The organism is Olleya marilimosa CAM030 (assembly GCF_000518485.1).
Taxonomy (GTDB): domain Bacteria; phylum Bacteroidota; class Bacteroidia; order Flavobacteriales; family Flavobacteriaceae; genus Olleya; species Olleya marilimosa.
Genome location: NZ_JADR01000008.1, coordinates 193,542 through 214,975, shown reverse-complemented (window position 1 = coordinate 214,975; position 21,434 = coordinate 193,542). Strand labels below are relative to the sequence as shown.

Annotated in this window: 20 protein-coding genes; 18 read left to right on the top strand and 2 right to left on the bottom strand. The window is 30.0% G+C overall.

Annotated elements, in window-relative coordinates; all coding sequences use genetic code 11:
• Positions 1-19 precede the first annotated feature (19 nt).
• The 6 genes from M890_RS0111065 (at position 20) to M890_RS0111035 (ending at position 6,787) form a co-directional block, all read left to right on the top strand.
• On the top strand, positions 20-1,150 hold the full coding sequence (locus tag M890_RS0111065) for a hypothetical protein (protein ID WP_028283604.1): 1,131 nt from the start codon (positions 20-22) through the stop codon (positions 1,148-1,150).
• Between the two features lie 157 nt (positions 1,151-1,307).
• A complete protein-coding gene (locus tag M890_RS0111060; protein ID WP_028283603.1) occupies positions 1,308-3,068 on the top strand; it encodes an amidohydrolase in 1,761 nt (586 codons plus the stop codon).
• Positions 3,069-3,220: 152 nt separating this feature from the next.
• On the top strand, positions 3,221-4,471 hold the full coding sequence (locus tag M890_RS0111050; RefSeq protein WP_028283602.1) for an erythromycin esterase family protein: 1,251 nt from the start codon (positions 3,221-3,223) through the stop codon (positions 4,469-4,471).
• Positions 4,472-4,769: 298 nt separating this feature from the next.
• Positions 4,770-5,348: a Crp/Fnr family transcriptional regulator gene (locus M890_RS0111045; protein WP_028283601.1), complete on the top strand. Its 579-nt coding sequence runs from the start codon at positions 4,770-4,772 to the stop codon at positions 5,346-5,348.
• A 90-nt stretch (positions 5,349-5,438) separates the two neighbouring features.
• On the top strand, positions 5,439-6,329 hold the full coding sequence (locus M890_RS0111040) for an MBL fold metallo-hydrolase (RefSeq protein ID WP_028283600.1): 891 nt from the start codon (positions 5,439-5,441) through the stop codon (positions 6,327-6,329).
• Positions 6,330-6,397: 68 nt separating this feature from the next.
• The gene (locus tag M890_RS0111035) at positions 6,398-6,787 is read left to right on the top strand and encodes a nuclear transport factor 2 family protein (protein WP_028283599.1); all 390 of its coding nucleotides are present in this window, start codon (positions 6,398-6,400) and stop codon (positions 6,785-6,787) included.
• Between the two features lie 160 nt (positions 6,788-6,947).
• Here M890_RS0111035 and M890_RS0111030 read toward each other — a convergent pair whose 3' ends face one another.
• Positions 6,948-7,301 carry a winged helix-turn-helix transcriptional regulator gene (locus M890_RS0111030; RefSeq protein WP_051437512.1) on the bottom strand — a complete coding sequence of 118 codons (354 nt, stop codon included), beginning with the start codon at positions 7,299-7,301 and terminating at the stop codon, positions 6,948-6,950.
• A gap of 98 nt (positions 7,302-7,399) precedes the next feature.
• Between M890_RS0111030 and M890_RS0111025 the strand changes: the two genes are divergently transcribed.
• The 6 genes from M890_RS0111025 to M890_RS0111000 all read left to right on the top strand — a co-directional run bounded on the left by M890_RS0111025 (position 7,400) and on the right by M890_RS0111000 (position 15,438).
• Positions 7,400-8,059, top strand: a complete 660-nt coding sequence (locus M890_RS0111025) for an oxygen-insensitive NAD(P)H nitroreductase (protein WP_028283597.1) — start codon at positions 7,400-7,402, stop codon at positions 8,057-8,059.
• Between the two features lie 12 nt (positions 8,060-8,071).
• Entirely contained in the window at positions 8,072-8,926 is an 855-nt protein-coding gene (locus M890_RS0111020; protein ID WP_028283596.1) for a DUF4437 domain-containing protein, read from the top strand.
• Between the two features lie 161 nt (positions 8,927-9,087).
• Positions 9,088-10,173 (top strand): hypothetical protein, encoded by a 1,086-nt coding sequence (locus tag M890_RS0111015; RefSeq protein WP_028283595.1) that lies wholly within the window; start codon positions 9,088-9,090, stop codon positions 10,171-10,173.
• A 278-nt stretch (positions 10,174-10,451) separates the two neighbouring features.
• On the top strand, positions 10,452-11,717 hold the full coding sequence (locus tag M890_RS0111010) for a hypothetical protein (protein ID WP_157243278.1): 1,266 nt from the start codon (positions 10,452-10,454) through the stop codon (positions 11,715-11,717).
• 360 nt (positions 11,718-12,077) lie between these two features.
• Entirely contained in the window at positions 12,078-13,289 is a 1,212-nt protein-coding gene (locus tag M890_RS16480; protein ID WP_084553663.1) for a DUF3089 domain-containing protein, read from the top strand.
• A gap of 817 nt (positions 13,290-14,106) precedes the next feature.
• Complete coding sequence (locus tag M890_RS0111000) at positions 14,107-15,438, top strand: tyrosine-type recombinase/integrase (protein ID WP_028283592.1); 1,332 nt, start codon at positions 14,107-14,109, stop codon at positions 15,436-15,438.
• Between the two features lies 1 nt (position 15,439).
• On the opposite strand, the gene M890_RS0110995 is transcribed toward M890_RS0111000, so the two are convergent.
• Complete coding sequence (locus M890_RS0110995; RefSeq protein ID WP_028283591.1) at positions 15,440-16,420, bottom strand: D-cysteine desulfhydrase family protein; 981 nt, start codon at positions 16,418-16,420, stop codon at positions 15,440-15,442.
• A gap of 731 nt (positions 16,421-17,151) precedes the next feature.
• On the opposite strand from M890_RS0110995, the gene M890_RS16860 reads away from it, so the two are divergent.
• The 6 genes from M890_RS16860 to M890_RS0110965 all read left to right on the top strand — a co-directional run bounded on the left by M890_RS16860 (position 17,152) and on the right by M890_RS0110965 (position 21,434).
• A complete protein-coding gene (locus M890_RS16860; protein ID WP_198018212.1) occupies positions 17,152-17,427 on the top strand; it encodes a helix-turn-helix transcriptional regulator in 276 nt (91 codons plus the stop codon).
• Between the two features lie 192 nt (positions 17,428-17,619).
• A complete protein-coding gene (locus tag M890_RS0110985) occupies positions 17,620-18,447 on the top strand; it encodes an RteC domain-containing protein (protein WP_028283589.1) in 828 nt (275 codons plus the stop codon).
• 280 nt (positions 18,448-18,727) lie between these two features.
• Positions 18,728-19,009 carry a helix-turn-helix domain-containing protein gene (locus tag M890_RS0110980; protein WP_028283588.1) on the top strand — a complete coding sequence of 94 codons (282 nt, stop codon included), beginning with the start codon at positions 18,728-18,730 and terminating at the stop codon, positions 19,007-19,009.
• A 6-nt stretch (positions 19,010-19,015) separates the two neighbouring features.
• Positions 19,016-19,663: a hypothetical protein gene (locus tag M890_RS0110975; protein WP_028283587.1), complete on the top strand. Its 648-nt coding sequence runs from the start codon at positions 19,016-19,018 to the stop codon at positions 19,661-19,663.
• Positions 19,647-20,303, top strand: coding sequence for a P-loop NTPase family protein (locus M890_RS0110970; RefSeq protein WP_028283586.1), 657 nt, complete (start codon positions 19,647-19,649; stop codon positions 20,301-20,303). The genes M890_RS0110975 and M890_RS0110970 overlap by 17 nt, the downstream gene beginning before the upstream one ends.
• A gap of 12 nt (positions 20,304-20,315) precedes the next feature.
• Positions 20,316-21,434 (top strand): exonuclease/endonuclease/phosphatase family protein, encoded by a 1,119-nt coding sequence (locus tag M890_RS0110965; RefSeq protein ID WP_028283585.1) that lies wholly within the window; start codon positions 20,316-20,318, stop codon positions 21,432-21,434.

Genomic DNA, 21,434 nt, shown 5'->3' with positions numbered 1-21,434 from the left:
TTAATAATCGTATAACTAAATGAAATTTTCTAATACCGCTAAATTCATCATCCCAATTATATTATTTATTTATGCTTGTAAAGAAAATAATACAGAAAAAAACATTGATAGTAAAAAGGCACAAATTGAACGTGATATTACAATTAATAAAGAGAAAACTAACCCAACAGATTTAGCTAGTGATACTGATAAAGATTTATTTATGTGGGAAGTTTTAAATAGTTATGGGGCTGACACATTAGCTCTTGATATTATTGAATTTGGTAATAATAAATACCTTCAAGATAAAACTCAATTATTTATAGATTCATTGCTACAAATCAGTCCAAAACATTATACTGGAAATGAATTAAACAATATTCAAGAAAAAATTTTACAGATAAACAACAACACAAATAAAAATAACCTTTTCGAGGTTAAAAATTCATTAATATCATACGTTAATTTATCCGATAATTTTTACTCCATTATACTTCGTAGTTCTGATGTATCCTATGATTTTTATTCATTAATTACCTACAATAAAGGGGGAGAAAAAATTGACGAATTCAATATTGGTGGTGGTGCCATAGAGGGTACGCAAATAGACTTTAAATTTTATCCAAATTATATCAAAATTATAAATGCTGAACCTACAGATTTATATGATATTGATGATAGACAAATTTATGATGTTACTATGAAAAAATTATTACGGATTGATAATGATGGTGAAATTAAAAATGTTAAAACGCCTGATTCTATAGTCACAAAGTATAAAACAAATAACGTCTCAATTAAACATCAAAAAATTGTAGGAACTTATAAATTTGGTAAAAATATCGAAACAGAAAATTGTGGAGAGATATTAATAAAGCCTTGTTCAAGCAATAGTGTTTATATATACCATAGCATAACCAAAGCAGCTCCAAGCTATCAAACAACATCTCTGTTAACCGAAATAAAAATAGAAGATAATATTAGTTATTATCAAGATTCTTTAGGGAATCTAAAGTATAAATTTGAATTCAAAAATGATTCTATTTTCATCTCAGGAATAGGCCCTTTTGTTAAATCGAGTAATAAAATCCCTAAAATATATATTCAAGGTAATGGAAAACATGTCCCAATATCAAAACAAGTCAATTCTTTTAAAATAAACTACTATTAAAAACTACTATTACCAACAATAGCTATAAGTAATGGCTCGTTTTTCCTTACTTTGGAAATTCTACAGAATTTCCATCTTGGTGTGTACTTTCAAAGTTAAGAGCTAACTTACGCATCTACTCATAGCCAAGACCTTTGTCTACAATTAAACATAAACTATGAAAAAGATATTGAAAGCTAGTTTGATTACAATAATTTTTATTCTAATTTCATGTTTTTACCTTAAACAAGATTTTGAGAAAAATCCACCAACATTATACAAGAATTCTCATATAATTACCCTAAATGAGAATCAACCATTTGCAGAGGCAATGTATATTGAAAATGGTAAAATAATAGAAATTGGAACCAACCAAGAACTTGAAAAATTCATTTCTAAAGACGTTAAAGTAGTAGATCTAAAAGGAGCAACAATAGTACCAGGTTTTATTGATCCACATACACACTTCTCAATTAGTATGTTTTTATCTGAAATGCATGATTTATCTGGCTTTAAACATACATCAAATAAGGAAGTCTGGAGTAGTTTTGAAAAAATAATCAAGAACGCAGATAAAGGAGAGTGGATAATATGCAAAGGTATTGATCCAATACTGGTTAATGATTTAATTCCACCTTCGATAAAATATTTAGATAGTATCGCACCAAATAATCCTGTACTATTTTTTAGTCAAAGCTTGCATAATTATTGGGCAAATTCTAAAGCTTTTGATATTGTAAAAATAGATAAGAATACTCAAAACCCTTCTAATCAAAGTTTCTACGGAAAAGATAACAAAGGAGAACTTAATGGTTTAATTGTTGAGCAACTTGCAATAAAACCCTTTTTCGACATCTTAAAATCGGAAGTATTAACACAAAAAAAACTAATTAATGCTGCTTCAAAAGTAATGTCTGAATACGCAAAAAATGGAAACACTACAATTGTTTCTGCTGGAATTACAATTCAAGACCAAAAACCATTAATGCTATTTAACCACTTGTCTAATAAAGACCCCAAACTATTGGGAAGTATTTTAGAAAAATTTGGATACTTACCAAAAAGAAAACAAAACCCAAGACACTTTATGTATATCCGACATGATATGGGACATCTAATGCCAAAAAACAATAATAGTAGAAATGATTTTTACGATATTATTGGAATTAAACATTGGTATGATGGTTCTCCCTATATTGGCACTATGTATTTAAACGAAGCATATATAGATTCCGATCTCTCAAACCATAAATTGCATATACCCAATGAGCATAAAGGAAAAGCATTAATTAATAAGGATGAATTGAAAAAATTTATTATCGACTATCACAAAAAAGACTGGCAAATAGCAATTCATACACAAGGAGACGCTGCTGTAAATGATGTTGTAAATATATATGAAGAACTAGAAAAGGAACTTGATTTTTCAACTTCAAGGCATCGACTAGAACATGGTCTTCTATTTCCAATTGATAATATTGATAGAGTTAAAAAACTAAATCTTACGCCAAGCTTTCATATCAATCATTTATATTATTATGGTGATGCTTTAAAAGCAAGTTTAATTGGAAAAGATAGAGCAGAAAAAATTTTACCTTTAGCCTCTGTTAGAGATAAGGATATTAAATTTACCCTACACGCAGATCAACCTATGTTTGAAAGTCATCCTTTTAGATTAATCCAAACAGCAGTAGAGCGTAAAACATCTTCAGGAGATACGTTAGGATATAATCAAAAATTAACTGTAATGGATGCCTTAAAATCCTTAACATTGGATGCAGCTTGGCAAATTAACATGGAAACTAAAATAGGCTCTTTAGAAAAAGGGAAATATGCAGATTTTGTTATTTTAGATAAGAACCCTTTAAAAGTTGATACAAATACATTGAGTAAAATTAAATGCTTAAAAACATTTATCAACGGAAATCTAGCAAATTAACTGTAAAACAACTTATAAAATTAATAGTTAGTGCTAGCTTACATACAAAAATTCCAGTCGATTTTATTCAGTTTTTATTTGCTAAATTAGGTGCTAAATAACACCACTAATCATACAAAAACACGTTTAAGTTAAAAAATGAAACCCGATTTATGAATAAACAATTTATAATTTTTATCATTTTAATATTTTTCAATTTTGCAAGAGCTCAAGAGAAACCAATTATCGGATGGATTGATAACAATGCTTTAAATATTTCAAATTCCAATCAAACTAACGACATCAATATCCCTTTTGATCGTATGTCAGAAAAATTTAAAAATGCGAGAATCTATGGGTTTGGAGAAGCATCACACCAACACAAAGATTTTTTTAATTTAAAAACAAAATTTTTCAAATATCTAGTAATTAATAATAATTTGAAAATTCTTTTTTTAGAAGAAAGTTTTGGCGGTGCATATTCAGCAAATAAATATGTTAAAAATGGAGAAGGAAATCCAGTAGAAATTATTAAAAATTTTAGACAAGGATTTTTGCATACGTCAGAAATGTTGTCTCTTATCGAATGGATTAAAACATATAATGAGAGTCAAACTATCCAAAATCAAATCCAAATTTATGGTATGGATTGCATGTTTAACTATAATATAGTATCCATACTAGAATCAATATTTCAAGAAAATAATTTTGAACTAAAAAGCAATATATTAGAGTTATTTAAAAAATATAAAGTAGAAAAATTTGAACCTTATAAAATAAAAGAGATAACAGCAGAAATTTCTCAAATTCAATCAGTACAAGACAGCATAAAAAATATATCACTTTTTAAAAATAAGCAAGATGCTCTAAATGGTCTAGAGGCTTTGAAAAGTTATATCACTTTTATGAATGAACCTACTCAAAACATTAGAGATAAAAACATGGCAGATTTAATATTTTATGCATCGGACTTTAAAAAAGCTTTTATTTCTGCACATAATTACCATATTCAAAAAACTGAATTACCACCAAAAACTTCAATCCCTTCATTAGGCAATTGGCTAGAAAAAAAAATTGGCTTAAAATATTATTCAGTAGGTTTCGATTTTGGTGTTGGTAAAGTAAAAGGATATAATAAAGACAAAAAATGGGAAGAGGCAGAAATTAATACTGTTACTAAAAACACATTTTCAGAAATTTTTTTTAAATCATCAAAAGCTATTTTTTATTTTGATTTTAGTGAAGCAATTAAAGATGATAAAATGAACAATTTTTTAACAAAAAATAATTACTATTTAGGAATTGGTGGCTATGGAATTTTACCAAGACAAATTAAATATGCATTGATAAAAGGAAAATTATTTGAAATGTATGATGCCTTAATATTTGTTAAAAAAGTTACATTAAACTCATCATTAAAATAGAACTAAAAAAAAGGCCAACACATAACAACTTATATAAATAATGGTAAAATTTGGCCGAAACAAAAGATAATAACAACAATAAAATATGGTCTAAACTGAAAAATCTGTGATCTTAAAACCACTACTCTTCTTAAACATTTGAAAGATGAAAAGTTATTTGTGAAAAAAAATAGTACTCGCCTACCTCCCAAAACCCTCTCTAATTTTCTATTTGGATTGTATTTGCTAACTTAGTTACTTTAACACGCAACAAAATCATATACAAAATCGTTGGGCGTAATGTAAAAATTCTACAAGTATGACAGAGTTACTAAAACATAACATCCTTAAGCACATTACACTTTCTACCAAAGAGCTAGAAAATTTTTGCATCTTATTCAACCAAAAGGACGTTAAAAAAAAGCAGTTCCTTATGCGTGAAGGAGAGGTTTGCAAGTTTGAGGGCTTTGTTAACAAAGGTCTTTTTAGAGTGTTCCACATAGATAGTAATGGTTTTGAACAAGTGCTCTATTTTGCTCAAGAAAATTGGTGGATTACCGATATAGATAGTTTTACCAACGAAACACCATCACAACTTTACATACAAGCATTAGAGGACAGTGAAGTATTATTAATCTCAAAGAAAGATAAAGAGTTTGCTTATATCAATATTCCTAAAATAGAAAAACTCTTTAGAATCATGACTCAAAAAACGCATATCGCGTTACAGCAACGAATGATAGATAATTTGAGTAAAACAGCCGACCAACGATATATAGACTTTATTGAAAAATACCCCAACCTCTTTCAACGATTAACCAACCTACAAATTGCCGCTTACCTCGGCATAAGCCACGAGTTTTTGAGTAAAATAAGACGAAAAATAGCTAGTAAATAATTACTGATAGTTTATTTATTGAACTTGTTCAATGTTTTGAAGTAGGTAACCGTTGCATCTTTGTACCATCATTAAAAACAAGACAAAAAAATGAAATCAATTATTTCAACAGCATTATTCACAATTTTAATTTTATTCAAAATGAACGCACAAGAACAAAGTTTTAAAACAATAGAAACAAGCAAATTTAAACTTCAAGTTTACAACGCATCCGAAAATAGTTTCGGCGTGGCATCTGTAATTATCTCAGGTAAAAATGATGCCGTATTGATTGATGCACAATTTACATTGGCAGAGGCAGAACAAGTAGCCCAAGAAATTAAAAACTCAGGGAAAACCTTAACTACTATTTATGTGTCTCATGGTGACCCAGATTTTTATTTCGGATTAGAAGTATTCAAAAAATATTTTCCTGAGGTTACGGCCTATGCATCGCCTGCAACAATAGAACATATAAAAGCGACAGCTCAAAAGAAATTAGACGTTTGGGGCGAAAGATTAGGTGATAAAATCACGTCTAACGTTATTTTACCGCAAGTTCTAAAAGGAAACACTATTGAGTTAGAAGGCGAAAAACTAGAAATCATTGGATTAGACAATTTCCCAAAAAGAACTTTTGTATGGATACCTTCAATTAAAACAGCTCTAGGTGGTATTAATGTTTTTGGCACAACATTTAATGTATGGATGGCAGATGCACAAACAACAGAGGCACGTAGTAACTGGATTTCAATTTTAAATACAATAAGTGATTTAAAACCTGAAATAGTAATTCCTGCGCACGCAAATACAAATTCCGACTTTACAATTGATGCTGTAAATCATACCAAAAATTACATTCAGTTTTATGAAGAAGCTTTAAAAAGCAACTCTACATCTGAAGAATTGATAGAAACGATAAAATCAAAATATCCAAATTTAACTTTTGAAACAGCACTAGTGTTAGGAGCAAAAGTGAATACAGGAGAAATGAAATGGTAAGATTTATAATAATTATCAACTTGGCATTACTTTTAGTAATGTCAAGTTGTTCATTTAAACAAGAAACAATGACAAATTTAGAAATTATAAAAAGCACGTATGAAGGTAAAACTTCAGAAGAAAACGGTGAAAATTTAGCCAAACATGTAGCTGAAAATATTAGTTGGACAGAAGCCAAAGGTTTTCCTTATGCAGGAACATATATTGGTTTAGAAAGTATTACCGAAAATGTTTTTCAGCGCTTAGGTAGCGAGTGGATTAATTATAAATTTACTCCTGAAGATTATATTTCAAATAAAGACAAAGTAGTTGCATATGGCACATATTCCGGCACCTATAAAAAAACGAACAAGTATTTTGAAGCGCGTGTTGCCCATATCTGGAAACTAAACAATGGTAAAATTATCAGTTTTGAGCAGTTTGTAGACAGTAAATCAGTTGACGATGCCATCCGTTAAAACATTTAGCCTTACACCATATGTAATTTATTGTACGCACTAGCCTACTTATCAAAATCCACGCAAATTTTCTATTAGGTTTTTGTTAAATAAATTAGGTGTTAAAACCACGTAACAAAACATACACAACAATATTGGCTAAAAGCAAAAAACCAATCAGTTAAGAATATTTCTCAACGACTAAATCGCCCCAATCTGCAATAGATTGAATTAACGGAATTAAAGTTTTACCAAAATCTGTTAGTGAATATTCGACCTTTAAAGGAGGTTTTGAAGTGTAAACCTTTCTTTTAATTAAACCATCCTCTTCTAAAGCTTTTAATTGTAAGCTCAATGTTCTTTCGGTAACAGTAGGCATTGATTTTCTCAATTCGTTATACCTTAACTTTTCATTTATCAAATAAAAAAGAATAACTGTTTTCCATTTTCCGCCAATGAGTCCCATGGTTAAGCTTGCGCAGCAAGGGTATTCATTCCCTTTAAATTTAAGCATTTTTGGCTTTTTTGTTTCCATAAAAATTATACTATCATTTTTGACCGTTATTGCAAAAGTAAATGACTATACTTACTTTAGCAACTATAAAAATGATAGTTAAATAAAAAAGTAAAAAAATGAACTTAAAAGACATCTTAAACTGGAGATACACCACCAAAGAATTTGACACAAGCAAAAAAATATCTGAATCAGATATGAAGGAAGTGAAAAATTTATTGAGAATGAGTCCATCAAGCGTAAACCTGCAACCTTGGCACTTTATTATAGCTGAATCTAAAGAAGGTAAAGAAAGAGTTGCAAAAGGGACACAAGGCTTTTTTCAATTTAATGAACCTAAAGTTTTAAATGCATCAGCTGTTGTATTGTTTTGTTCAAAAATTGATGCTGATGAAAAGTATTATCAACATATTGCAGATACGGATGATAAAAACGGAAGATTTCCAGATGAAGACATAAAAAAAGGATTTTTAGGTGCTGTAAAAACATTTGCAGGCATTCATAAATATGACTTGAAAGACCTTAATCATTGGATGGAAAAACAAGTTTATTTAAATATAGGAAGCTTTTTATTAGGAGTAGCAAGTCTAGGAATAGATGCTACACCAATGGAAGGTATTGATGTAAAAGCGTTAGACGAAGAGTTTGGATTAAGAGAAAAAGGCTACACTTCCTTAGTAGCTGTATCAATAGGTTACAGAGCAACTTCTGATTTTAATTCTACTGAAAAAACACCAAAATCAAGATTGCCAGAAAGTGAAATAATGACAGTAATCTAAATAACAAAAACAATGAAATCAATCACTTATTTAATCTTAATTTTAGGGTTACTTCTTTCATGCAACAATCCAAAATCAGAAGAAAAAGCGACAGAAACTACTATTTCTCAAATTGTAGAAAACCCAACAAATAAAATTGGTTTAAGTACTGATATTATTTGGGAACAAATGAATCCAGCACGAGGAGATAAAAGCCCTTTAGCTGGAACAATTTGGGGTAATAGAAAAGACGAAGTTCCAACTGGATATATAGGGAAATTTGTAGATGGGTTTTCATCTCCACCACACATTCATAATGTAACTTATCGTGCCATTGTGATGAAAGGATTAATACATAATGACGACCCAAAAGCAGAAAATATGTGGATGCCTGTTGGCTCATTTTGGACGCAACCTGCTGGTGAACCGCATATTACTGCTGCCAAAGGAGAAGGAACAATGGCTTATATCGAAATCGATAATGGACCATATTTAGTAAAACCAACAAATGAATCTTTTGATCAAGGGGAACGCCCAATTAATATTGATGCCTCTAATATTGTTTGGCTTGACAATACCCAAACCAATTGGATTTCAGCCAATAACCAATCCAAAATTAGTTTTTTATGGAAAAATGCAGAAGATGTTCGTGGCGTTTTAGTGAAACTCCCTGCGCATTTTAAAGGAAACATTTACAGTAAAGGAACTATTTTATATGGAGTTATTATTGAAGGAAATGTTGATTACAAAATGCCTAATTTAGATGCTGTAACAAATTTAGATGCTGGTAGTTATTTTGAATCAACAGGAAATAGTGTTCACGAAATCTCAACAACCAAAGAAGCATTGATTTATATTAGAACTAATAACATAATTGAAATAAAATAAAGCCAGTTACCAAAAACGAATATAAAAAATAGCAGATAAGAGCTAAACTTAAAGTTTGGTTCTTTTCTGCTATATTTGTTTCTAAACTAAAATTAGCACATTTAATCAATAACTTATCATATACACATCCTTTGTATGTAATTAAAATAAGCAGCTAAAAAATGAAATTAACGACAATAATTCTTAATATTTTATTACTTAGTATTTCATTAAAAGAATACCATGTATTTAATGACATTAAAGATTGCAACAAAATAAAACCAAAAAAAACACTTTATTATAAGCACACCATAGACTCAATCAAACCAAACAGCATAACTCATGATTTATTGATTAGTGGAAACGAAAATTTTGATATAATCTTAACTACTATAAAAAAGGAAGATTATGAAGAAGCGAAACAAATTAAGACAACTCAACTATTAGATAAAACTATAATTCCTTCTCAGGTAAATTTGACTGAATCTTGCTACACTGTCAAAACACCAATTAAGACTGTTAAAACCTGTTTAGAAGATGATGATGAACTTATTAGTTTATCTTATAGTGGATTCATAAAAACAATAAATAGCTGTGTTTTTTACGAAAACTGGTTTGAGTCAAGTACAACAAATTTATTGATAAATCTAGAAAATGGCTCAACATCCTATATAACTGGTAACGAGCTCATTTTTTCTCCAAATCTAAAGTTTATATATAGTTACGCTACTGATGGAATTGATTTTGCAGGTATTTCTTTACATCAAATTATAGATAAAAAAGCTCAACCAATTCTTATTACAGATTACGAAATAGAGGAAAAATACAACTTTGATTTCAGTTCTTTTGGTAAAGCATTTTGGGTTTCGGATAGTAGTTTCTATGCTAGTAATGGTAATGACTATTTTAAATTTAAAATTCAAGACAAACTAGTTAACTATCGTAATGAGTATAAAGAAAATATTATACATTCTGAAAATAATAAGTTTACAATTAAAGTTGATAAACTAAAAAATGGTACTTTCAGATATACATCTTGGAATAAACCAAACAGCACTAATGATAGACCTAATTTAGTTTTGTATAATGGTGAGGTTGAACAACAAACTAAATATGGTCCTGGTTTTGATTATCGATTTGAAAACGGAGAGTATCTTTATATTGTAGAAATTAATACAGAAACAACAAACGCAAAACGTGTGATGCTCAGACTTTACAAAAATCATAACGAAATACTTTACACCAAATTAACAGATTTAAGTAAGTAAAAAATAAAACGACAACAAGAATGACTAAAAGTTATTGCTTGACTCCTATACTTGTAAAGTTAACCACTATATCACACAACAAACCACATAAAAAACTTAGCAACAAACTTAAAAAGTAGATATAGCATATTAAACAAGCAATCCTTAAAATTAATTATGGTATTTCTAAACCAAAAATGAAATAACTTAACACAACATTACTTACTCACAGTAATTAGATTTTATTAAAGCAATTAAACTTTTTATATAGAATATAGTCTTATTGAAAAATATAAACTGTGAAACAATTAACTCTAATCTTCTTTTTTGCCTTACTTATGGCAAATTGCTCTAAAACAGAGAGTGACAATTTTATAAATGAGCCAGTTTATGAAATTGATGTTAGAATTGGAGATTTTTCTGTTAACTATGTAAATCCTGAAATTTCACCCAGTGGAAATTATATGACTTGGATAGAAATTGATACTTTAAATGGTATTACAGGAAAAGTTTGGCAATGTGGAATTAACCCAGACAATGGCGAATTAATTCCTGCAGATGGAAAAGGATTTAATCCATTTGTTTCAAATATTTATTCACGTCCGGCAGATTGGGGTTTAGACAATTTAGGAGTTTATTATGTAGGAGCAACACCTTTAGGGCAAATGAAAATGGTAAGACCTACAAGTCCAACATCTGCAACTGTTACAGATATTGCAATACCAATTAACAATAAACGTAGAGTTTTTTACCCATCACAACTACCAAATGAAAACAAACGATTTGTATCGTATATATTAAATGATGTAATAAATGGGTTTTCTTCAACCTATCCTCAAAACACAAAATTTCAGTTACGTTTACTTGATTTAGATAATCCTACTAATGATTATTTAATAGAAGAGCAACCTAGTACTTATCCACAAACTGTAGCAATGGACGTTATAGTACCTAGATGGATTAAAGGAAGCCACTATCTTACATATGGCTATAAAGATTCCAATGGTAAAGCTCAAGCTAAAGAGTTTAATGCATTTGCACCAACCGATCCTGCAATTCCCGTAACCAATGATTTTGCTAATAAAGTTGATGGTAATTCAGCTTTTAATCTGTCGAACGGAAATCAATATTTTATAAGTGGCATAGACGCAACAAATACTGCTTATTTTTACAAAAGAACTTCATTTAATTCAATCTTTGTAGAACATGAAGTTGTTATGCCAATTTCAGAAAATCTTGAAACCCCTTCATTAAATCAATCACATGAACCTTTTACTTTTAATAATAAATTATATTCGACATTTCAAATTAATAATGACGGTGGAAATTTCTTAGATACCACCTTCAATCAAGCTGGTGAAATTTGGTTAACAACTATCGATAATCCAAATCAACAAATGTGGTTATTAAGTTCATTTGATGACAATTTAAATATTTCTGAGCCAGAACCCTATGTTGGTAATGAAAAAGTTTGGGTGTTTTATTCAGCTGTTAAAATTGATGAAACAACCCCTTATTTAAAAAGAAAATATCAATTAAGAAGATGTATAACACCTATTAATTGATAAGAACATTCAATTTGTATTTTTATTAAGGTGATGAACTTCTTCTTATAAAATAGAAATTTTAAAAATCAATAAATTAGGATACAAAAAGTCAATTGTCAAGACCTTGTATAATTAATTATTAGTTATAATCTAATTTAGAAAGACTTCGCTGACTTTCTAACTGTGATTTATTTGCTAACTTTCTCACTTAAATATACAACGTTATTATATACAATAATTAAGCATATTTGCGTTTAAAAACAACTGATTATTTGTTTTTATAATACAACATAGTGTTGACTATGGTTAAAATTGGTTTGTATTTTAGATTAAACTTTTTGAGACCAAATAAGTCAAATAACTATCAAACCTTAAATAATGAAACATCTCCTGACCTTTTCACTACTATTTTTCATCCTCTCTTGTTCATCTGTTCAAAACGAGCAAGCGTTTGAGCCAAATAGTATTGAAATTCCTGTTTCTACTATCAACTATGATAGTATGACTAATTGGTATTTTCATCCAAATCAACCTTTTAACTTTTTAGAAACTTATGATTTAGATATTGCTGTAATTGATGAAAATTTAAACATCAGCTCTAACATTGAGATTAGCAATAATGCTACTACAAATACAGGTATTGATGTGTTTTGGGTACACCCAACCCATCTTGATAATCCATCTACAGATCCAAGTACAGTATCAATTGATAATCAGGATACAAATTTTATTGGTCTTTCTATTTTAGCTCAGGGAGCATTATTAGCAAAATATGGTCGTTTTTATGCGCCAAAATATAGGCAAGCCACACCTGCATCTTTTTTAAGTCCTTTTCATACTGAAGAAGAACGAGCTGCAGGATTGCTAGAAGCGTATTCCGATATAAAGGCTTCTTTTCAAAATTATCTAGACAACCATAATAATGGCAACAAAATTATTCTCGCTGGGCATTCACAAGGTTCCTTTCTTTTAGCCATGTTAGTTAGAGACCTATTTGACACTAATCCAGAACTAAGAGAAAAGTTGGTAACTGCTGCATTAGGAGGAATGGGCTATGTATATTCTAGCGACACCTCAACATTAGGAGGTTGGTGGCAAAATATAGGGCTTTGCAAAGTTACTACTGAATGTGGTTGTGTTCATTTTTGGAGAAGTTATGAAAATGATTTGGCTATACCAGAACCAAACTCCACCTTTCCATCGTATAGTGAAACTTTAAAAAAAATTGGATTAGTATTTCGTACAACTGAAGAAAATAATGACACTTTTTTTCAAGACAATTTAGTTTTTAATACTCAAAGCAGTCCACTACGCTATATAACACCAGGTATTCAATATAGTTTTAGTAATGGTGCAAATTTTGTAGCCTTTGACAATATGTATACAGCACGTTTTAAAAGAGAATCGACTATAAAAACAGGTTTGGCAATAGATTACATTGCTAATTTTACAGACCAACGACCTAATGAATTGGAAAACATAGTAAGCCTTAGTTCCTTTGAAGTTGGCGATTATCACATCAAAGATTATCATATTTATATTTGGACTTTGATGCAACAAATTGATGATAAAATTAATACTTGTTTATAACAAAAAAACCTTGTAAAATAATTAATCCTTTTTACACCTTTAATTAAATTAAGACATTTAATCCGATAAAACTATTGCTAGCATTGCATAAAAAAATAGCACAAGACATTGCTATCAAAATGATTTAGGCATTTTTTGGAAAGTAGTCCAATGTTTATATTAGAAAATTTCTAATAGAAAGATAAGTAGTAAAATTCAGCTTTTGATAAATCTGAAAAACATTACTTATTGTCAGTATCATTTTCATATACAAAACCATTGGTTACAATCGTGATTAGACCTTGAATAAGACTAATTAATTTAAGTATTTTATACAGAAATGACAGAGTAATAATACGGTATATAGAAAAAACATAAATTAAAAATGTTGGCAAAATTAAACAGAAAAATCAACTGTTTTGTTATTTGATTTAATAGTCATTTATATTCCTTAAAATAACTATTAACACTATTAATATAACATTGTATAAAAGCTGCATAAAACAGCTTAAAAAGGCTATAGTAATGATGTAACACATTTAAATACTAATCGATAAGCATCTTAGATACATAACAAAAATATGCGCATAAAAAAAGCTTCACATTTCTGTGAAGCTTTACTTAGTAGCGGGAACTGGACTCGAACCAGTGACCTTCGGGTTATGAGCTTAAAGGTGCCAAAGCACTAAACAGCTCGTAATCTAGTAAAACCTATGATAATCAATACTATACATTTTAAATAAAATCATTTAAATACAATTAAAATCAAATTATTCTGTACTTATTCTGTACTGATTATTTTAAAAATGATTATCTTTATATTCTAAGTTAAGTGATTATGGCGATTATTAAAATAGTACTTCGGAAAAATATGATTCGCAAAGATAAAACTATCCCACTTGCAATTCGTATTAGTGAAAATTATAAGACAAATTATAAATGGCTTGGACAGTATGTACTAGAAAAAGATTGGGATAAAGATATAGGAAGAGTAAAAAAAACGCACCCAAACGCCAAGAAACTTAATAACTATCTTCTAAAAAAACTTACTGAAGCAAATGACGTTTACTATGACTCTAAAGACAAAATAACACCAAAGCAAGTCAAGTTAAAATTGAAAGGTGCTGGTGGCTCTATATCATTTTTCCATGTTGCCTCAGACAGAATCAAAAGCAAATATGAACGTGATGTATTTTCAGTTGCAAAATCTGAATTATCAATTTTATACAACTTAGAAGAATTTTTAAACCATAATGACTCTCAAGAAAAAGAGCTGGTTATTCGCGGAATTAAGACCCGTAGAAAGATTAGAGTTAGCAAAGGGCGAAAAGGTGAGCATACTTTCATGGATTCTGTTGAACACTTTAAAAAGAATAAATCCTTGAAATTCCAAGATATTAACGAATCTTTCTTGGATAAGTATAAAGATTTCTGTGCAGTCTATCTTGAACAAAAAACACGTACTATAACTAATCAACTCATTTTTATCCGTACACTTTTTAATAAGGCTATTAAAGATGGTATAGTCGATTCCAAATTTTATCCGTTCGGTGGTGAAAAAGAAAAAATCCGGATTGGCTCTAGTCATAAAATAGGTTTGATAGTAACTGAGGTAGAGCAGATTGAACTTCTAGAATTAGAACCTAACACCTCAATTTTCCACACTCAAAACGTATGGCTATTTGCTTTTTATTTTGCTGGAATACGAATTTCAGATGCAATAAAATTAAAATGGTCAGACTTTAAGGATGGACGTTTGTTCTATGTAATGAATAAGAATGAAAAGCCGTTAAGTCTTAAAGTGTCTGAGAAGGCAGAAGCAATATTAAAATATTACAAACAAGAAAAAGAAGCTAACAATGGGTTTATCTTCCCATTTCTAAAAGACGTAAATGAATCTGATACTGAAGATGTGTTTAGAAAAACTAGAAACGCGACTAAACTGCTTAATAAATATTTAAAGCGAATTGGTGGCATCTGTGAAATAGACAAGAACCTTTCTAACCACATTGCTCGACATAGTTTTGGAAATATCGCTGGTAATAAGATTCATCCTAGAATGCTTCAAAAACTATACAGACATAGCGATTTAAAAACGACTTTAATCTATCAAGCTAACTTTATCCATGAAGAAGCTGATGATGCTTTAGAGGAAGTAATCAACTTTTAAGTTATTTTAAAAGTTCTTCGGAATAATAAAAATTTGCCGGTAAGCCACCTGTATGCCAAAAGAGCACATTAGAGTTTTTTTCTATCTTATTATTTTTAAGATGATCTATCATCCCGTAAAAAGCTCTACCAGAATAAACAGGGTCTAACAATATACCCTCACTTTGAGCCAATTGCTTTATGGCCATCTTTTCGTTTTCAGTAATTACTCCATAACCAGGTTTATCATAATCTCTAATAAGTGTTGCATCTTTAATTGAGTACGTTTTTTGAATACTCAATTCTTTTTGACCTTGATGCAGTATCTCTAAAACAGCATCGTCTAGTGTTTTATCTCCTAAACCAATTTTATCTATACTAATTGGCATTAGTTTTATATCAAGATCGTATAAATCTATACCAAGTTTAAGCCCAGCTTGTGTTCCGCCAGAACTTGATGCAAAGAAAATGTAATCGATTTTCAAGTTATTTTCTAAAAGTTGTTCCTTCAATTCTTTAACAGCATCTACAAAGCCGTAAGCTCCAAGTAAATTAGATCCACCATAAGGAATTTCGTAAACATTTCTTTTCTGTATTTCTAAATCTTGCTTTAATTTAATTATATCTTCCCCTTTTCTATTATCTCCAGTAAAATGAATTTTAGCTCCTAATAAATGAGAAAGCAATAAATTACCATTGTAATTTTTAGGCTTCTTACCACCTAACAGTAGATGGCATTCTAGTCCTGCTTTAGCACAAGCTGCTGCTGTTTGTCGGCAATGATTAGATTGTTGGGCTCCAGCTGTAATAATCGTATCACATCCGTTACTTAAAGCTTCATAAATAAAAAACTGAAGCTTTCTTACTTTGTTTCCGCCAGATGCTAAACCTGAGTTATCATCTCTTTTGATATACAAATTATAGTTTGGATAGACTTTGGATAAGTTATCCATTCTCTCCAAAGCCGTAGGGAAAAGACCTAGTTTATACTTGTTATTCAGCATTTTACGCTTTATAATTTTTGATTCACACTAAGATAAGTTATATTTAGTACTCTCGGAATTTTAAGTTAAAATATTGTTGTACATGTGGTTATATGTTTTACTTAATTCAAAAATATCGATTTGTCCCAGAATACACCTACGCTTCTTCTATGCATTGGGTGGTGCTTTTCTTGTGCATAGTTATTAGCATAATCATAATTTTTCAGCTTTTTAATATTGGATTTGGTAAGCGTCAAAACATTAAATCTAAGTATCGATATCTAATTTTAGCTATTATTTTTCTACTATATAATCTTTTGAATGGTTTATTACCAGACGATAACTTTCCTGGTCCTAGATTCCTTCAATACATAATAACTTATTCAATTTCAATTGTAATGTGCATCTATCTAGTTTGGTATTTATATAAAGAATTTAATATTAAAACACCAAATACATTTTTCAAAATAAAGAACTTAATTATCATTCTTTCTCTTTGTTTTGCATTACTTTTTATAATCCCCTATTACTATACAGGCTCTCTAGATTTCGCTAGAAGTCTATTTCTAATTTTCCCTACTATACTTTCCATAGTTTTTATTGTATATTTCTTTCTAGTGATTAAAAAGAAAACTAAAAGAGACCGCTATTTTAAAATTCAAACGAATCTAGGTTTAAGTTCAATTTTCTCTTTAGTTATGCTTCCTGCATTAACTTATTTCGGCGATTTTCAGCCCATAACGCATTCCATAATGACGTCATCATTTTTTTTCGTTACTATAATGGAAGTAAATAGCTATTTATATCGATTAAAGAACACCTACAAATTAGATCAAGATATTGCAGACCTATACGGTCTTACAAATAGAGAAAATGAAATTGTACTTCAGATAATAGAAGGCTACAGTTATAAAAAAATAGCTGAAAATATGTTTATATCCTATGGTACAGTTAGAAAGCACGCTTCTAACATCTTTAACAAATCAAACTGTTCGAGCAGACAAGAACTTATTGATAAAGTGAATTAATAAACTAATCTCAATAGCATTTATGAATTGTGTATAAAATTCACATAGCAAATACGCAAAATTTACACAGTTTATTGTCCTTCATTTATGTATTTCTAACCATCTTTATTAAACTAACCTAAAATCTACCAAATACTATTAAAAGTCAATAGATAATCTATTGGGCACCGCGTGTATAACTAAACTTTTGTAATGGATTTTACTTTAAGCAATACTATCTACACTAAGGAACTTGAAAAAATCGAACAAAGTTCTTTATCCATCCTTGACACGTCCAGACAAATCATAATTCTATCTCGCAACACTTTAAATGATTTTAAAAAAGCTATTATTAAAACGGATTTTGTTTCAGTTCCAAAGGAAGTAGAATTCTTCAAACATCAAAAACAAACCTCTTTAATTCAACTTATCTATTATACCGAAATACGTTCTTTTGAACTTCAGTTTCCAAAATCAAATGTTCAAGACCAAGAAAAAGCTTTAAAGAAAAAACTTCGAAAGCTTAATCGGTTCTATTTATACAATATTGATTTCAACCAATATGTTGAAGCTAAACTCCATCACTTTGATAAGCAATATTACACAAGAGGCCATTTAGACCGTTTTTCAATCTCATCATCAAAATTCTATTTTCAAGATCCTGATTTTAGTACGCCACGTGATATGCTTTTAGGTAAGATTAAAGCCTACAAGCTTTTTATGAATTACCTAAAATTAAGGCTTGATAAAATCAAAAATAGAAATTCAACCAATTACGTAAATAATACAAATCTAAAATGGACATCTTCTAAATCTGCATTGACAGAATTAATCTATGCACTTTATTATAATCGCGTAATAAATAATGGAAACGTCGACATAAAAGAAATAGCAATTGCGTTACAAAAAGTATTACAATTTGACCTTGGGGATTTCTACAAAATATTTTCTGAAATCAAATCTCGAAAAATAAGCAGAACCAAATTTTTGGATGATTTATCCAATGGTTTACTCCTACAAATGGATAGCGCAGAAGAATAAAATATCTTCCTTTTTTTAACCACATACGGTTGACCTCCTGCTTTCATAATTTTGTTACAATTATATTCTTTTTTAAATCTAAAATTCACTTATTACAACCCCAAAACGTACCAAATAGCATCAAATTTAATAATGTTAAAATTTGACCGTACTCTGGTCGTACTTGTGATTAAAATCCATCAATACTATTCAAATTTGTAGAACGAAAGTCAAATCAGGTCAAGGACTATCATTTTAGTTGAAAGAAAAATGGTAGTTCTTTTCTAAAAATAGTTCTACTATGCCAGCAACAATTATTACTACAGATGATCTCAGAGATTTTAAACTTGAATTGCTCGACGACATCAAAAAACTGTTAAGTAAACAAGCACAAGGTAAACTGAAGAAATATCTAAAATCTTCAGAACTCATGGACTTACTGCAAATTAGCCCTGGCACTCTCCAAAATCTTCGAATTAAAGGCACACTACCCTATACAAAGGTTGGTGGAATTATTTTTTATGATTCCGAAGAAATCCAAAAGGTTATGGACAACAACCGTGTGCATCATAAAACGGAATAAATATGTATGAATTATATAAAACATCTCAATGCTGTATTTCAAAAATTCTATGCAGACAAAAGGCTAAACACAACTCATATCAGCTTGTATATGGCTTTGTTTCAGTTTTGGAATTTAAACCGATTTCGAGAAGAATTTTACATAGATAGGCAAGAAGTTATGGAACTCTCAAAAATTGGTTCGACAGCAACTTATCATCGCTGTTTAAAACAAATGGATTCATGGAATTATCTAAAATATTTCCCTTCACACAATCCATATAAAGGCAGTAAAATCAAGTTGTTCAATTTCGGTACAACCTCTGAACAAGCTGTGAGTGAGTTTGAAACAACTACTGAACAAGCATTGATACATAATACAAACAGTAATAAACAAATAGAAAACATAAATAAAACTAAGCTACCAAAAAATGAATTTGAAGTGATTGATTTTTTTAAAAAGAAAAAATGGCCTGCTAATGAAGCCAAGAAATTCTACAACCACTATCAAGGCATCGGATGGAAAATTGGTGGCAAAATAAAAATTGAAGATTGGCATGCTACAGCGAGTAATTGGATGCTAAAAGCCAATGAATTTGAAACTGCAGATGCAGTTCCTCAAAAAAAGGACAATCTGAGAACCAATAAAAACAAAGATTATGGTCAACCCTTGTAAAATAGTCGAAGAACACAAAACGTATGACATTGGCACTTTTGATGGCAAAGAAGTGATGTACGATTTTGAAAAAATCTTAATCTACCTAGAAGTCAAAGGAAAAATGCTCTTCGGTAACGGTTTTAAAATTTATGATGAAGATCGTCCAATCATTTTAAAACTCTGTCATTATTTCATAAAAGACAAAGAAAATTGCAAGAAAAATGAGATTGATCCAGATAAAGGTATTTTACTTTCTGGACCCGTTGGCTGTGGCAAAACAAGCTTGATGATTTTGCTAAAAAATATCGTTCCGTTGCAGAAACCATACATCCTAATTCCTTCTAGAAATATCGTATTTGGTTTCAATCATATTGGCTACAAAACTATTGAAGATTATGGTTGTAGACAGTTTTTCTGTTTTGATGATTTAGGTGTTGAACCTATTGGAAGACACTACGGAAAGGATTGTAATGTCATGGGCGAAATCTTGCTTTCTCGTCACGAACTTTTTATAAACCATCACATAAAAACACACGGAACTACAAACCTAAATGCTGAAGAATTGGAAGATTTGTATGGCAATAGAGTCCGAAGCAGAATGCGAGAATTATTCAACCTTGTAGCATTTGACCAAGATACTAGCGATAAACGAAAATAAAATTTAGAAATCATGAAAATTGCAACTTTTAATGTTCAGAACTTATTTCACAGAGACAGAAGTCTGTTAGAAAAACCAATTGAAAATTTAATTCCTGATTGGACAACAGAGCTTGATGCACTTATGCTCGAACCCTCAAAATCATTAAATCAACAAGATCGGATAAGAGAACTCTCATTTTTAATTGGTTTTGAAAAATCAAGTCCGCGGCCTTATGCAGTTTTGAGACGAAAAGCAGGTTTTCTATTTATGAAAGGTCTTAGCCATTCTATTGATAACAAAGCTGGCAATCTTACAGATTGGAATGGATGGATAAAACTTCAAACCGTTCCTATTCATCCCAAGTCCACACAACATAAAGCCCAAGTTATTGCGAATGTAAATCCAGATATTTTACTGCTACAAGAAATTGAGGATAGAGCTTCTTTTGAGGATTTTAACCAACTCATTCTACCAGAATTTGACTGTAAACCTTATGAACACTCTTTTGTGATTCAAGGCAATGATATGGATAGTTTAGAAATGGGAATAGCATTGAGACAAGGCTATAATCTCAATGCTATTAGAACTCACAATATCAATCAAACGATTAATTATGATGGCAAAAATTTGATTGAATATGAAATTAGCACACCATCAAAAGATACCATTTGGCTATTAAATGCTTATTTAAATAAGCCTGCAAAGGACAGAAAACAATCGGATAGCATTCGAAAAAAACAAGTTTGGAAGATCGCTAAAGTTTATAAAAAACTAATAGCTGAAGGTAAAACCAATGTCATCATCGCAGGTACGTTTAACGCGCCATCTTATTGTAATTCTTTATCGCCTTTAATTCAAGACACAGACTTGAAAGATATTACAAAACATCTCTCTTTTGAAGTGGATATTGATAAGGGAAACGATGGCACTTACTTTAGATTAGGTGCTTACAGAATGGGTGTAAACATTAAGCAGAAAGATTATATGCTGTTCTCTCCAGCCTTATTCAATAAGATGAAAGATAGTGGTTTAAATCGCAAAGCGATGTGGCCAGAAAAGCATCCGCAATGGTCTATCTACAAATCTGTTTCTAATAGAAATGTTGCTGCTAGTGAGCATCCTTTGGTTTGGGGGAATGTTGATATTTAA

Excerpts from the sequence above, each read along its gene's own strand:
- M890_RS0111050 (WP_028283602.1), top strand. The coding sequence starts at position 3,221 with ATGAATAAACAATTTATAATTTTTATCATTTTAATATTTTTCAATTTT.
- M890_RS0111000 (WP_028283592.1), top strand. The coding sequence starts at position 14,107 with ATGGCGATTATTAAAATAGTACTTCGGAAAAATATGATTCGCAAAGAT.
- M890_RS16860 (WP_198018212.1), top strand. The coding sequence starts at position 17,152 with ATGACGTCATCATTTTTTTTCGTTACTATAATGGAAGTAAATAGCTAT.
- M890_RS0111045 (WP_028283601.1), top strand. The coding sequence starts at position 4,770 with ATGACAGAGTTACTAAAACATAACATCCTTAAGCACATTACACTTTCT.
- M890_RS0110985 (WP_028283589.1), top strand. The coding sequence starts at position 17,620 with ATGGATTTTACTTTAAGCAATACTATCTACACTAAGGAACTTGAAAAA.
- M890_RS16480 (WP_084553663.1), top strand. The coding sequence starts at position 12,078 with ATGAAACATCTCCTGACCTTTTCACTACTATTTTTCATCCTCTCTTGT.
- M890_RS0111065 (WP_028283604.1), top strand. The coding sequence starts at position 20 with ATGAAATTTTCTAATACCGCTAAATTCATCATCCCAATTATATTATTT.
- M890_RS0111015 (WP_028283595.1), top strand. The coding sequence starts at position 9,088 with ATGAAATTAACGACAATAATTCTTAATATTTTATTACTTAGTATTTCA.
- M890_RS0110970 (WP_028283586.1), top strand. The coding sequence starts at position 19,647 with ATGGTCAACCCTTGTAAAATAGTCGAAGAACACAAAACGTATGACATT.
- M890_RS0110980 (WP_028283588.1), top strand. The coding sequence starts at position 18,728 with ATGCCAGCAACAATTATTACTACAGATGATCTCAGAGATTTTAAACTT.
- M890_RS0111020 (WP_028283596.1), top strand. The coding sequence starts at position 8,072 with ATGAAATCAATCACTTATTTAATCTTAATTTTAGGGTTACTTCTTTCA.
- M890_RS0110995 (WP_028283591.1), bottom strand. The coding sequence starts at position 16,420 with ATGCTGAATAACAAGTATAAACTAGGTCTTTTCCCTACGGCTTTGGAG.
- M890_RS0111030 (WP_051437512.1), bottom strand. The coding sequence starts at position 7,301 with ATGGAAACAAAAAAGCCAAAAATGCTTAAATTTAAAGGGAATGAATAC.
- M890_RS0111060 (WP_028283603.1), top strand. The coding sequence starts at position 1,308 with ATGAAAAAGATATTGAAAGCTAGTTTGATTACAATAATTTTTATTCTA.
- M890_RS0110965 (WP_028283585.1), top strand. The coding sequence starts at position 20,316 with ATGAAAATTGCAACTTTTAATGTTCAGAACTTATTTCACAGAGACAGA.
- M890_RS0110975 (WP_028283587.1), top strand. The coding sequence starts at position 19,016 with ATGAATTATATAAAACATCTCAATGCTGTATTTCAAAAATTCTATGCA.
- M890_RS0111035 (WP_028283599.1), top strand. The coding sequence starts at position 6,398 with ATGACAAATTTAGAAATTATAAAAAGCACGTATGAAGGTAAAACTTCA.
- M890_RS0111040 (WP_028283600.1), top strand. The coding sequence starts at position 5,439 with ATGAAATCAATTATTTCAACAGCATTATTCACAATTTTAATTTTATTC.
- M890_RS0111025 (WP_028283597.1), top strand. The coding sequence starts at position 7,400 with ATGAACTTAAAAGACATCTTAAACTGGAGATACACCACCAAAGAATTT.